Source organism: Pseudalkalibacillus sp. A8 (genome assembly GCF_045920555.1).
Taxonomy (GTDB): domain Bacteria; phylum Bacillota; class Bacilli; order Bacillales; family Fictibacillaceae; genus Pseudalkalibacillus.
In genome coordinates, this window is record NZ_CP174509.1 from 1,800,443 (window position 1) to 1,813,674 (window position 13,232).

General features: G+C 42.8%; 17 protein-coding genes. 16 read left to right on the forward strand and 1 reads right to left on the reverse strand.

Annotated elements, in window-relative coordinates:
- Positions 1-25: 25 nt before the first annotated feature.
- The 4 genes from ACJROX_RS09315 (at position 26) to tatC (ending at position 4,604) form a co-directional block, all read left to right on the forward strand.
- A complete protein-coding gene (locus ACJROX_RS09315; RefSeq protein WP_408010477.1) occupies positions 26-1,462 on the forward strand; it encodes an MDR family MFS transporter in 1,437 nt (478 codons plus the stop codon).
- Between the two features lie 410 nt (positions 1,463-1,872).
- Positions 1,873-3,492 (forward strand): PhoX family protein, encoded by a 1,620-nt coding sequence (locus ACJROX_RS09320; protein WP_408010478.1) that lies wholly within the window; start codon positions 1,873-1,875, stop codon positions 3,490-3,492.
- An 18-nt stretch (positions 3,493-3,510) separates the two neighbouring features.
- Complete coding sequence (gene tatA, locus ACJROX_RS09325; RefSeq protein ID WP_221563447.1) at positions 3,511-3,693, forward strand: twin-arginine translocase TatA/TatE family subunit; 183 nt, start codon at positions 3,511-3,513, stop codon at positions 3,691-3,693.
- Between the two features lie 179 nt (positions 3,694-3,872).
- Positions 3,873-4,604, forward strand: coding sequence for a twin-arginine translocase subunit TatC (gene tatC, locus ACJROX_RS09330; RefSeq protein WP_408010480.1), 732 nt, complete (start codon positions 3,873-3,875; stop codon positions 4,602-4,604).
- 48 nt (positions 4,605-4,652) lie between these two features.
- On the opposite strand, the gene ACJROX_RS09335 is transcribed toward tatC, so the two are convergent.
- Positions 4,653-5,279 (reverse strand): metal-dependent hydrolase, encoded by a 627-nt coding sequence (locus ACJROX_RS09335; protein WP_408010481.1) that lies wholly within the window; start codon positions 5,277-5,279, stop codon positions 4,653-4,655.
- Positions 5,280-5,525: 246 nt separating this feature from the next.
- Between ACJROX_RS09335 and ACJROX_RS09340 the strand changes: the two genes are divergently transcribed.
- The 12 genes from ACJROX_RS09340 to ACJROX_RS09395 all read left to right on the forward strand — a co-directional run bounded on the left by ACJROX_RS09340 (position 5,526) and on the right by ACJROX_RS09395 (position 13,142).
- Positions 5,526-5,786, forward strand: coding sequence for a hypothetical protein (locus ACJROX_RS09340; protein ID WP_408010482.1), 261 nt, complete (start codon positions 5,526-5,528; stop codon positions 5,784-5,786).
- A gap of 446 nt (positions 5,787-6,232) precedes the next feature.
- Positions 6,233-6,607 (forward strand): hypothetical protein, encoded by a 375-nt coding sequence (locus ACJROX_RS09345; protein WP_408010483.1) that lies wholly within the window; start codon positions 6,233-6,235, stop codon positions 6,605-6,607.
- 59 nt (positions 6,608-6,666) lie between these two features.
- Positions 6,667-6,855, forward strand: a complete 189-nt coding sequence (locus tag ACJROX_RS09350; RefSeq protein WP_408010484.1) for a hypothetical protein — start codon at positions 6,667-6,669, stop codon at positions 6,853-6,855.
- Between the two features lie 150 nt (positions 6,856-7,005).
- Positions 7,006-8,238, forward strand: coding sequence for an MFS transporter (locus tag ACJROX_RS09355; protein WP_408011618.1), 1,233 nt, complete (start codon positions 7,006-7,008; stop codon positions 8,236-8,238).
- A 12-nt stretch (positions 8,239-8,250) separates the two neighbouring features.
- On the forward strand, positions 8,251-8,541 hold the full coding sequence (locus ACJROX_RS09360) for a hypothetical protein (RefSeq protein ID WP_408010485.1): 291 nt from the start codon (positions 8,251-8,253) through the stop codon (positions 8,539-8,541).
- Complete coding sequence (locus tag ACJROX_RS09365) at positions 8,447-9,004, forward strand: pyridoxamine 5'-phosphate oxidase family protein (RefSeq protein ID WP_408010487.1); 558 nt, start codon at positions 8,447-8,449, stop codon at positions 9,002-9,004. The genes ACJROX_RS09360 and ACJROX_RS09365 overlap by 95 nt, the downstream gene beginning before the upstream one ends.
- 81 nt (positions 9,005-9,085) lie before the next feature.
- Positions 9,086-9,217, forward strand: a complete 132-nt coding sequence (locus ACJROX_RS09370; protein ID WP_408010488.1) for a hypothetical protein — start codon at positions 9,086-9,088, stop codon at positions 9,215-9,217.
- A gap of 32 nt (positions 9,218-9,249) precedes the next feature.
- The gene (locus ACJROX_RS09375; RefSeq protein WP_408010489.1) at positions 9,250-9,837 is read left to right on the forward strand and encodes a hypothetical protein; all 588 of its coding nucleotides are present in this window, start codon (positions 9,250-9,252) and stop codon (positions 9,835-9,837) included.
- 13 nt (positions 9,838-9,850) lie between these two features.
- Positions 9,851-10,069, forward strand: coding sequence for a GNAT family N-acetyltransferase (locus ACJROX_RS09380; protein WP_408010490.1), 219 nt, complete (start codon positions 9,851-9,853; stop codon positions 10,067-10,069).
- A gap of 71 nt (positions 10,070-10,140) precedes the next feature.
- Positions 10,141-10,341, forward strand: a complete 201-nt coding sequence (locus ACJROX_RS09385; protein WP_408011619.1) for a GNAT family N-acetyltransferase — start codon at positions 10,141-10,143, stop codon at positions 10,339-10,341.
- 156 nt (positions 10,342-10,497) lie between these two features.
- The gene (locus tag ACJROX_RS09390) at positions 10,498-11,751 is read left to right on the forward strand and encodes an MDR family MFS transporter (protein WP_408010492.1); all 1,254 of its coding nucleotides are present in this window, start codon (positions 10,498-10,500) and stop codon (positions 11,749-11,751) included.
- 125 nt (positions 11,752-11,876) lie between these two features.
- Entirely contained in the window at positions 11,877-13,142 is a 1,266-nt protein-coding gene (locus tag ACJROX_RS09395; RefSeq protein ID WP_408010494.1) for a LysM peptidoglycan-binding domain-containing protein, read from the forward strand.
- The last annotated feature ends 90 nt before the right edge of the window (positions 13,143-13,232 follow it).

The following is a 13,232-nucleotide window of genomic DNA, read 5'->3' on the forward strand; positions in this document are numbered from 1 at the left end:
GCATAAAATTTTTTGGGGGATAATCATGGAACCAAAAATCAATACGAAAATCATTCTTGCCACCTTCATGATTGGTGCTTTTTTCGCCGTTTTGAACGAAACGCTTCTCAATATTGCATTGACCGAGTTGATGGATGTATTCCAGATCAAAGCGCCGACGGTCCAATGGATGGCGACTGGCTTCATGCTTGTGATGGGTGTCCTGATGCCAATATCTGCCTTACTGATCCAGTGGTTCACGACTCGGCAGATGTTCATCGGTGTCATGTCGATCTTTTTAGGAGGGACTGTCATTGCCGCGTGTGCATTGAATTTTCCGATGTTGTTGACGGGGCGGATGATCCAGGCGGTAGGAACGGGGCTTTTGATTCCTGTTATTATGAATGCATTACTATTGCTTTACCCTCCTGAGGTCCGTGGACGGATTATGGGTACTTTCGGGCTTGTTATCATGTTTGCTCCAGCCATAGGACCAACGCTCTCTGGAGTGATCGTCGATTTTTTAGGCTGGCGCTGGCTGTTCATCACCGTCATCCCGTTCGCACTGTTCTCGATTCTTTTTGCATATAAATACTTGCAGAATGTCGGGGAGATCACACGTCCTAAAGCTGATGTACTGTCCATCATTCTATCGTCGATCGGAATCGGAGGGATCGTCTTTGGATTCAGCAGTGCAGGGGAAAGTGGAGAAGGATTTTCATCGGTTAAAATCCTTGTGATCATTGCAATCAGTCTCATCAGTTTGCTTTTCTTCGTTTTACGACAATTGAAAATCGATGAGCCATTGCTGGATGTCCGGGTCTTCGCTTATAAAAATTATACGCTGGGTGTCACGATCTTCGTTGTCGTGATCATGGCCATGTTCGCATCTGAAATCGTCATGCCGATGTATTTGCAAGGACCGCTCGGATATTCGGCTAAAATTGCGGGCTTATTGCTTCTTCCAGGTGCTTTACTCAATGGATTGATGTCTCCGGTGATGGGGACCTTGTTCGATAAATTCGGTCCTAGAAAGCTGATTATCCCTGGGACGGTCGTATTAATAGGGGTGATGATCTTCTTCAGCAACATCAGTCCGGCGATCCAAATCTGGTCATTCGTCCTCGTCTATATCGTGTTGATGCTCTCCATTTCAGCGATTCTGATGCCATCACAGACGAATGCGTTGAATGAATTGCCGAAACATCTATATCCACATGGGACTGCCATTGCGAATACGTTGCAGCCTATCGGTGGGGCATTGGGGGTAGCGATTTTTGTCAGTATCATGAGTCAAGGACAAACGAGTTATCTGGAAAAACAGACCGGCCAAATAACTCAGGAACTATTGGATAAGGCGATGACAGCTGGAGTCCATCATGCTTATTGGTTTGCGCTTACGCTTTGTATCGGTACGTTCGTGGTCGCTTTGTTCATCCGTAAAGCGATCTCGCCTGACTTTAAGCCAGAAGAAATGAAATAAAGTTTTGGAAAGGGGACTGACCCATAAGTGTCTGAGTCTCTCCGTACTTAACAACATTTTGAGAAATGTTGAGTTGGAGGTCTCACACTTTCTTTTGGGTCAGCCCCTTTTTTTATGAAGGGGTACTGGCTTATGAAATATAAGTAAAACTTTCTTAAAAGTTTCTTTACATACTACATAATTTCATCCTTATTTATTTTTCAAAAATCCTTTATTTTCAAATAAATTACCCTATAATCTTCCAATTTACAGTACTAAAGTCCTCTAAAAGCGTTTGAATCTATCGTAGTCTTACCTTTATCACCTAATCTTCCGGATTTTTAAATTTACTAAACACCTCCTTAACAATCTAACTCTATTATTTGATTTGTAAGACAAAGATTAAGGAGTGGATAAGGTTGTCAACAAAAATGGATAGAAAAAAATTCCTCACATACCTAGGTACAGGAACGGTGGCATTAGCAGCTGCCAGTACTGGACTAGACGGAATTACAGATAGAGTGAATGCACAGCAAGGCCATTTCCACAGACCGAATAAAAAAATTCCGAAAATGGGTCCATTGAAATTCAAGCCGATTGAACCTACAAGCAAGGATGATCTCGTATTGCCAAAAGGTTATTCATATAAGGTTGTTGCTGCATACGGGGACAAAATCAATGCAAAAGGGGACACTTTCGGATTCAACAATGACTATACGTTATTTTTCCCGATTGAAGGTAAAGACGAGCGTGGGTTGCTATGGGTAAACCATGAATACGTCGATGACAAATTCGTATTTGGAAAAGAGATTGAAGGAGACTATTCAAAAGCCCAGATGGAGAAAATGCTTTACAATCAAGGCGGCTCGATCATCGAGGTCGTAAAAGGACAAGACGGATGGACAATGGATACTTCATCCCAATATGCCCGCCGTGTCACTGGGTTGACTCCGATCGCTCTGACTGGTCCTGCAAAGGGAGCTGAAGCTGTCAACGGCGCATCGAAAGTACAGGGAACATTCGCAAACTGCTCTGGTGGTGCGACGCTTTGGGGTACGTTGCTGACATGTGAAGAAAACTATGAATCTACTTCAAAAGCAGCTAAACTCGATGAAACGCATTACGGTTGGGTCGTTGAAGTAGATCCGTTCGATGAAAAGTTCCAAGTCCGTAAGCATACCTCTCTTGGCCGTTTCAATCATGAAAATACATGCATGGGACTCGCAAAAGATGGACGGGTCGTCGTCTACATGGGTGATGACAAAAAGGATGCATGCGTCTACAAATTCATCAGCGAAGGTAAATATGATCCGAAGGCTGGTAAAAAGAACGCGAAACTTTTAGAAACAGGAACACTTTATGTGGCAGATTTCAGTAAAGGTGCGTGGGTACCGCTCACAATGAAAGAAGTCAAAAAAGCTGCGGGGGATGACAAGGAAGCGTTGGACAAGTTCCAATCGCAAGCGGACATTGTCGTCAACTGCCATGATGCTGCGCTTCTAGTTGGCGGAACTCCGACAGATCGTCCAGAAGACGTGGAAATCAGTCCGTTCGACGGTACAATCTATATCGCGCACACGAACAATGACAACCACGGAAACATGCACGGTCATATTACGAGATTTTACGAAAAGAATGACGACCATGGATCCCTTGAATTCCAATTCTCGATCTTTGCTGCAGGTGGAATCCAGAGTGGTTTCAGTGCACCGGATAATCTTACATTTGATGAAGACGGTAACCTTTGGACGGTGACGGATATCTCCAGCAGCAAGCTGAACAGCACAATTTGGGAGCCATTCAGGAATAACGGCATGTTCGTCATCCCTACCCATGGCAAGGATGAAGGGGTGGCATTCCAATTCGCTTCTGCCCCTGTAGAAGCTGAGTTGACTGGGCCATCGTTCACTCCTGATGAGAAAACATTGTTCCTATCGGTTCAGCATCCGGGTGAAGAAACCGAAGACCTTTCGAATCCCACTAGTAAATGGCCGCATCGTGCCGGGGAATCTATGCCTCGACCTAGTGTCGTAGCAATCACAGGATTTTAATAGAAAGGAGAATGCATCATGCCATTTAATATCGGAATTCCAGGATTGATCTTGATCTTGATCATTGCCCTCGTCATTTTTGGACCAGCAAAACTGCCTGAAATCGGGCGAGCATTCGGAAACACATTGAAAGAATTTAAAAACGCAACGAAGGACCTTGTATCTTCGGATGACTCCAGCGCAAAAGAAAAGAAAAATTAATCAAACGGGAGAAAAGAGGGCATCCTCTTTTCTTCTTCTTTATAAAAGCAGTTGAATGAGGTTTTGAAGACTAAAATGAGCCGAATTTAAGATTTATAAGCGGAATTCCGAATTTATGAGCCGATTTCTAAAATAAATAAGCCGAACGTAATTTTATGAGAGGAAAAGGAGCTGAGAGGATGGCCCAAGAATTGGAGCTGGTCGATCACCTCGATGAGTTAAGGAAACGGATTCTCATCGTAGGGGCTAGTTTTCTAGCATTTTTCATAGTAGGATTCATTTTCGTAGAACAAATCTATCAATTCCTTGTAAAAGATTTGAACACTGAACTGGCACTTTTAGGTCCGACGGATATTCTATGGATCTATTTTAAAATCGCCGGGGTTGTAGCGATCAGCTTGACGATCCCGCTGGCCGCCTATCATACATGGCGGTTCGTCCTCCCAGCTTTAGAGGTGAAACAGCGGAAGGCGACTTTGATGCTGATCCCTGCCTTATTTTTATTATTCATTACCGGGCTTGGATTCGGTTATGCAATTGTTTTTCCGACAGTCCTCAGCTTTTTGCAGGGACTATCCAACGAAGGTTTCCAGATGTTTTATACGACGGAAAAGTACTTCAATTTCCTATTCCAAATGACGGTTCCTTTCGGGATTTTGTTTGAAATGCCAGTGGTGGTGCTCTTCCTGACTGCCTTAGGAATCTTGAATCCGGATCGCCTTAAAAAGTCAAGGAAGATCTGTTACTTCGTCTTTACCGTCTTGGCGGTCATTTTGACACCACCGGACTTTTTATCCGATATCCTTGTACTCGTCTGTTTGATCGTTTTATTCGAAATCAGCATTACGATTTCCGCTTTCGTGTATCGGAAAAGGCTTGAGCGCGAAGAAAAACTGAATTTGGATTACTAAGGAAAAACAACAGGGACTGCTCCTGCGTCGAGCCAGTCCCTGTTTCAATTACATTTCCAATTTTGAGAATGGGAGAAAGAGTTTCACGCCTCTTTTGTTGACAGGCAGGAATTTCATGTCTCCAACCAAATGGCTCGCATACCCCGCAAGACTGGCTATGAACATGCCCTCAATCCCGATTGAAGCTTCGAATTGATGAGCGATGACACCGAAAAACACAATCCCCAGTATCGAGTGTGTATAGCTTCTATGAGGGACGAAGGAAGCGACGATTATGTAAATGCCAAGCAGGAACAGCCAATTTTCCTGGAGCATGAAGCCACCGATCGAAACACCCGCCCCGGATACCGTAAGCATATGCCTCCTCGTTATGAATGAAGAAACAGCCATGATCCCGACGCCTGTCCCCATGCCATACCACTTTTCCATCCCAGTCCCTTCCACAAAGCTGTATACGATCAGTAAAATACCGATGATCTGGGCAAGTGTCTGGATGAATTTGTGCGTATTTGTGATCTTGTTGCTTAACGTCCCATCGACATCAATGTCTGGAGCAAGACCGGCAATACCTCCACACGCGATTAGAATACCTGTCGTTGTCGGATCAGTTTGAAGAGCATTGGAAGTGATCAATCCTGCAACCCCTCCAACAAGCAGATGTGATGTTCCTTTCATGATGTTCCACCTATCTCTCTATTTTTTTGTGAATGTGGCAGTATTTATCATTTTAAAGAAAAAGGTTGAAGGAAGAAATGCTAAAGGGTGTATTTGTGTCCTTGTACTCATCAGTAGTTAGGTAATCTGTCACATATCTATCAGGGAAAGATTGTCTGGTGATGCTATAATAGATTTAAATCTGGAACTCGTTTACACAATTCATTATAATAACAAGGAAAAAGGTTCATTTTGAGAGGTGTTTTCATGTATACAATTTTAACCGCCATTGTTATCTTGGTAGGGGTCATTTCACTGGTAGGCACTATAATGGTCGGGAGAAAAGTTGATAGAACAAGTAAAGAATATGAAATGGAAGCTGATCGAACAGCTGCTCAATTGAAACGGTCTCATGATTATGAATCCCGATCCCTGAAGGTCAATCTAAAAGTGTTGACTTTGATATATGTAGTGACCTTCATCCTCAGCCTGCTTGCATTAGCTGTTTATATCCTTTATTTTAGATAGGATTACAAAAGGACTTACTGAAATTGAAGTAAGTCCTATTTAGATTAGTTTCACATATAAATCCCCTTCAGCTTAATAAACCTTCCTAAGAATCTTTCAATAAGCTTGGAGACTGTCGTAAAAGAAATAACCCCACCTATAAAAGGCTCCAAAAGAGTACGATTTTTTACCCAGGAACTTTTCTATTGCTAAACCGTAAATCCTCCGGGTCTTGTTAGATCATGACCGCCAAACTTCTTGAATTGATCAATCATCAAATCACCACCCACCTTATTATAGAATTCACACAAATATAGTCCATGATATGGAAATAAATGAATTCTATTCTGTAAAATTAGTATTTTCGCCGTTACAAATTTATCTTCCCTTTAATATTATGTAGCATCTGATAGAGAAGGGAGGAATGTTTGTGAGCGAAAAGGACAACCTTATCGAAGTAAATTCTTGTGACTGTAAGAAATGTAAAAAGAGCAGCGGCAAGCGAAGCAGCGGTTGTAGCAGCGGAAAACGAAGCAGCGGTTGTAGCAGCGGAAAACGAAGTAGTGGTTGTAGTAGCGGCAAGCGAAGCAGCGGCAAACATGATGATCACAAGAAAAAGCGAAGCAGTGGAAAACATGATGATCACAAGAAAAAGCGAAGCAGTGGAAAACATGACGATCACAAGAAAAAGCGAAGCAGCTGTAAACATGATGATCACAAGAAAAAGCGAAGCAGTGGAAAACATGACGATCACAAGAAAAAGCGAAGCAGCTGCAAACATGATGACCATAAGAAGAAGCATAGTAGTGGAAAACTTAAATACAACTACAGTATTGATATAACAAGTGGTAAGAAGGATAGTAAAAAGAAGCATAGCTTTGGAAAGTTTGACGACTGCGACATGAAGCATAGCATTGGAAAGTTTGACGACTGTGACATGAAGCATAGCATTGGAAAGTTTGACGACTTTGACAAAAAGCATAGCTTTGGAAAGTTTGACGATTTTGACAAAAAGCATAGTTTCGGCAAGCATGATGACTGCAAGAAGAAAAGAAGCTGTGGCTGTACCCAGGTTTGGGAACTATTCTAAAATTTCATCTTATCTTTAAACAGCGAGTGTGGGTATCTACACTCGTTTTATTTATATTCAAAAACTTCAAATTTTCTATTGTGAAATTGTGGAAGTTAAGGTAATGTATATAGAAATCTCTTCGGAAGGTGTGATGGATTTGGGACAACAATTTATCATTCATGGAAAAAGAAATGGAAGTATCCGTCTTTACTTTTAGCGGGAATCGGCATCTCTAATCTGGGGGACTGGATCTACCTCATTGCTTTGAACCTTATGATATTGAATGTGTATGGATCTGCGGTGGCTGTTGCGGGGCTCTACATGTTAAAACCATTTGCTTCGATGCTGACCAGCTTCTGGTCAGGTAGTGTGACAGACCGTTTCGACAAACGGCGCATCATGATTATGCTTGATGTGATCCGTGCTGTGATTGTCGCCATCATCCCGTTTTTTTCCTCGATCCTGTTGATCTATCTTTGTGTACTTTTGGTCAATATGGCGAGTTCATTTTTCCACCCGACGGCAACAACATACATTACTAAGCTAGTACCTGTAGACCGGAGGAAGCGGTTCAATTCGTTACATAATCTGATGTCTTCCGGTGCTTTTGTCATCGGGCCGGCAATCGCCGGTGCACTTGTCTTCATCGGCTCAGTAGAGCTGGCAATCTATATGAATGCATTGTCGTTTCTACTATCTGGTTTGATCGTCGCCTTTTTGCCAGGTATGGACACTGAAGGTTTTTCTGCAGGTGAACGACTTGACTTACAAGTGATAAAAGAAGATTGGAAAGCAGTCATGTCGTTCAGTAAAAAAGCTGCATATGTTATGGGAGTTTACGCTCTTTTCGAGATTACGATGGTGTTCACCGCAGCGTTGGATTCAACAGAAGTCGTATTTACAAGAAGGGTGCTGGGGCTCTCAGAAGGGGCTTATGGGGTATTAGTCAGTATCGCTGGAATCGGATTCATCGCAGGTTCTCTGTTTGTCACGATTCTTGCTTATAAAATCCCATTGCGGCATCTGATCGGAATAGGTACCTTGATGACAGCAACTGGATATCTCATTTATGCATTCTCGACATCTTTTATTGGAGGTTCAGTCGGTTTTTTTATCCTATCATTTGCATTGGCAGGCGCAAACACAGGATTCATCACTTTTTATCAAAAAAATCTGCCTATTGGAATCATGGGTCGGGTTGTAAGTATCATCAGTTTGTTCCAATCGACTTTCCAAATACTCCTCATTATAGTCATCGGATTGGTCGTAGAGGTTTTCACAGTCCAAACTGCTGTGATTTCAGGGTCATTACTCATGTTGATGATGTTGGTGTGGCTGACAACACTACCGGCTAAAACAAAGTATTTCACAGAGTCTAATCTCGCAAGTGAAGTGAATTAAGGGGGGAAGAGAATGTCAGAGAAAACGGAAAAGCTTGAGCAATTGTTTACGCATGTGGAGAACAAAAAATTGATCAGTGGTGCGGTCTTAGCTGCGGAACAAGGAAGCCCCATTTTTATCAAAACGCTGGGTAAAGCTGATGTGGATACAAATGAGGATATTCACGAGGAAACGATTAAGATCGCATTGATTAAAAGGAGGGCTCTTCATGGGAAAACAATTTTCAGAGATACAGAGAGATCACATGGATTTCATCAGGAAACAGCATCTGTTTTTTATCAGTACGGCACCTTTATCAGCTGATGGCCACGTGAACGTTTCACCAAAAGGTTATGATACATTGCGCATTCTTTCTTCAACTGAAGCTGCGTATCTGGATCTGACGGGGAGTGGCAATGAAACGAGCGGCCATATCGAGGAGAACGGACGGATTACCTTCATGTTCTGTGCATTCGAAGGACCTCCACAGATTTTGAGACTGTATGGTACAGGGAACGTGATTCTGCCTGATTCTGAAGACTGGGATGAATACATCAAGCATTTCGACCTTCTTCCAGGTACCCGGCAGATCATCACAGCAAAAATCCATAGAGTCTCGACTTCCTGTGGATACAGCATTCCGTTCATGGATTATGCAGGAGAACGGGAAACTTTGAATATCTCCAATACGAAAAAAGCACCGATGCTCGAAAACTACCGACGAGAAAAAAACGCCAAAACGATCGATGGTATGGATACGACGATCGGGAAAAACATGAGGAGTTGATAGTGATGTGCGGGATTATATGCCAGGGATTCAGGGCTGCCCGAAAAAAGAAACAAGATCATCCAGAAAATCGAAGATGATTTGATCAATGATAAAGACGTGCTAGGTCTATTTTATGGAGGCTCTATCGGATCAGGGCAAACCGATGTTTATTCTGACATTGATGTCCGTGTAGTCATCAAAGATGAAATGAATCAAACGGTCCTCCCTTAAAAGAAGAAAGAGCTAAAGCATGGGGTGACGTATTGTTCTTTGAAAGAAGTCCTGGACAGACGAACTATACGGTTGCTCACTACCGTCCATTTTTAAAAGTGGATTGTTTTTACTACCGCATGAAGGATTTGAAGCCATCTGTATGGATGAAAGACATCAAGATTGCATATGATCCAGCTGGTATGTTGAAAAATTGTAAAAATCTATCTGCTCGTCATTCATATCGAATGACGGAAGAGGAGTTTTTTATCTGGCAGGGGAAATTATTCGCCTATTTTCATGAAGTCTACCGTAGAGCAATGCGTGATGAGGAGTCGTACGTTCATACCCTGATCATTGGTCTGAAATGGTTGATAGCTGCAGGCTGGTATATAGAAAAAGGGATTCAGCCCAATTCATTCGGTGACTGGTCAAAGATAGAAGGAGAAAGGAGCCCTTTAGAAGCGTTCCAATTGAAGCTTTTAGAAAATTGGAGGATAGGATCAAACGCAAGTGGGAATCTTGAGACGATCCGTAAAATGGTCCCGGCGGCAAGACGGGTTCATCGATCTTTATGTATGAGGATCAACCAACCAGGCCAGGTTCATAAAATAGACGAAGTCCTTGAATTGATTTTATAGAAAGAGGCAATAGATGGAGAGTTTACTAGACAATCGTATTTTTTTAAGAGAATTTGTGGAAGAAGATTGGAAGTCAGTACATGCATATGCATCCCTTGAAAAAGTTTGTCGATTCCAGCCTTGGGGACCGAATAGTGAAGCAGATACCAAACTATATGTGAGGGAAATCATTGAATCGTCTAAAAAAACGCCGAGAACAAGATTTTCTTTTGCCGTGATTGAAATCAGATAGAACCGACTTATTGGTGCTGCTGAACTAAATCATGTGGACGGTGAGCACAAGAGCATGAATTAGCCTATATCATTCATCCGGAATATTGGGGAAGAGGTTACGCTACTGACGCCAGTAACGTCTTATTAGATTTTGGATTTTCAACACTTAGTTTACACCGGATTGTTGCAACGTACGACCCTGACAATTCCAGATCTGCAAAAGTTCTAACGAAATTAGGGATGAGCTATGAAGGACGACTACTTAATCATCTACGGATAAAAAACATATGACGGGATTCATCAATTTATAGCTTGTTGGAGCATGAATGGAGAGAGAAAAACGAAGTCGTACATCCAAAGTTGTAGAAAAGTTGATACCATGACACGATTCGTAAACAATGTACAAACCATACAATTGAGGTAACAAATAGAGAGAGAAGGTATACTATGAGATTCAGAGACTTTCACAAAAATATCAAGATCCGTATCATTGAAACGTTTATGAGTCGTTTTGTCGGAAGCATGATCTTTCCGTTCATGTCGATTTATTTGGCGGTCCATTTTGGTGCCAAAATGGCAGGGCTTTTATTGTTGATCAATGTTTTCATTGGAATCGGAATCAATTTTATCGGCGGTTACTTCGCCGATCAGTTCGGTCGCAAAAAGATTATGTTGTTTGCGGAGACCTTGCGATTCGCCGCCTTTTTTATTATGATGATCTGCAACTCGCCGTGGTTCTTTTCACCAGCTGTTACTTTCATGATGATGACCGTGAACAGCATTTGCTGGGGACTGGCTGGTCCAGCGAACTCTGCCATGCTCATCGATGTCAGTACACCTCAGCAGCGTAAGTTGATGTATTCGATCACCTACTGGGCGAATAACTTATCGATCGCGATTGGCGGTATATTAGGAGCATTCCTTTTCAAAGATTACTTGTTCCAGTTGTTCCTGGCATTGACTGTAGTCACAGGAGTGGTGGTCTATCTTGTCGCTTTCTTCATCGACGAGAGCTATGCTCCGGTCAGCTCGGTTCTAAAGCCGAAAGAGCATGTTAAGCAGTTGTTTTCGAATTATAAAAAAGTCTTGCATGATCGACTGTTTGTTATGTACGTCATCGCAGGGGTCTTGATTTTATCGATGGAGTTCCAGTTGACGAACTATGTAGGAATCCGGTTGAGTGCGGAAATGCCAGTTCAACAGTTTTTATTCTGGGAAATTGACGGTGTACAAATGATGGGCTTCTTGAGGAGTGAAAATACCATCCTCGTAGCACTGATGGCATTGTTTGCAGCAAAACTGATTACGCCGTTCAGAGACAAATCCATCCTGGTCGGAAGCTGCTTCATTTTTACGATTGGATATGGTGTGATCGCCTACTCGAATAACATACTTCTTTTATTGATCATGATGGCAGTCTTGACAGTCGGGGAAGTTTGCCGGGTGCCAGTAGAACAGTCGTACATGGCAGCTATTCCACCGGATGATGCCAGAAGCTCATATATGGCTTTCAACGGGCTGCAATATAACCTGGCGATGTTGATCGTCTCCATCACCGTAACAGTTGGTGCAATTCTGCCTTCCGGGATTATGGCTATTGTGATTACGGCAATCGGCTTGACGGGGACGGTGATCTACTACTTGATCAGTCCTGGTCTCGATTCAAGAAAACAGGAAGTGGAAATGAAACAAGCAGTATAATTTAAAAGCTCCCGATTCTGGGAGCTTTTCTTATGAAGTTTTGAAAGTTACGGAACTTGTCGCATGACCCCTTACTCCTGATAATATGAATATAAAAGAGGACAGAATGTTGATGGAGGATGGATATGGCGATTCATACAGTCGTTTACGGGGATACATTATGGAGGATTTCAAGCATTTACAGGGTTCCTATTCCAACGATTCAACTGGTGAATGGACTGGTTTCGGATGCACTCGTGCCTGGATTGAACCTATATATCCCTGATCAAAGCATGCCCGAAAGGTTTTATCAGATCAGGGCGGGGGATACGTACTGGAAGCTGTCACAGCAATTCCAGACGACAGTCCAGGCAATCACCTCTGCAAATCCTGGTGTCGACCCGAACGCCCTGCAAGTTGGCCAACGGATCCGGATCCCGACACCGTTAAAATACCCCATGCAAACGCTTATCTTCATTGATGCCTGGGATCAGTCGCCTTATCAGGATATTTTAAGAGAGATCTCGGGAAGTATAACCTACCTTGGTATTTTCACCTACTCATTCACCCGTGAAGGGGCTCTTATCCAACCGAATGATGAAGCGATTATACAGTTTAGTAAACAATTGAATATCAAACCTTTGTTGGTCATCAGCAACTATGAACAAAATAATTTCAGTCCGGTATTGGCTGAGGTTGTTTTACAAAGCACAACTGCCAGGGGGACGCTGATCAAAAATTTAGTTACCGCAGTTACCAACAAAGGCTTTGCAGGAGTAAGCATTGATTTTGAATTTGTACCGCCGACAAGACGAAATGAGTTCACTACCTTTTTGCGGGAATTGAAAAGTGCTCTTGGAACAAGGATTTTGCAGGTCAACGCTCACGCAAAAAGCAGCGATATGCCGACGAACCGCTTAGTCGGATTCCTGGATTACAGGGCGATCGGGGAAGTAGCCGATATTGTTTCGATCATGACTATCGATTATGGGTATGCGATCGGGCCTCCTAATCCCATCGCCCCTATTTGGTGGGTCGAGCAAGTGTTGATATATGCAACTGGGCAGATCAACCGCCGTAAAGTCATGATGGCAATGGCACTGTATGGGTATGACTGGACGCTTCCTTATCAGGAGGGGGATGTTGCTCGAGCTATTACCGTGAATAATGCCCAAAACCTGGCGATAGCGAATTGGATTCCGATTACATTTGATCTGACAGCACAAGCTCCGGGATATATTTATAGAAGAGATGGTATTGAGCATGCGGTATGGTTTGAGGATATAAAAAGTTATGTCGCAAAGTACACCCAATCGGAAGTATATAACCTTCTCGGAGCGACATATTGGCGCCTGCGTTACCGGTTTCCTCAGAACTGGGCGTATTTAACTAAAAATGTGGAAGTTGGTTGAACGGTGAGGGAATGCCGGTTAATGAGAGAAACCCACGGAGAAAATGAAACTTTTTCGTGGGTTTTGTCTATCTGTTCGGTTAGTATAATC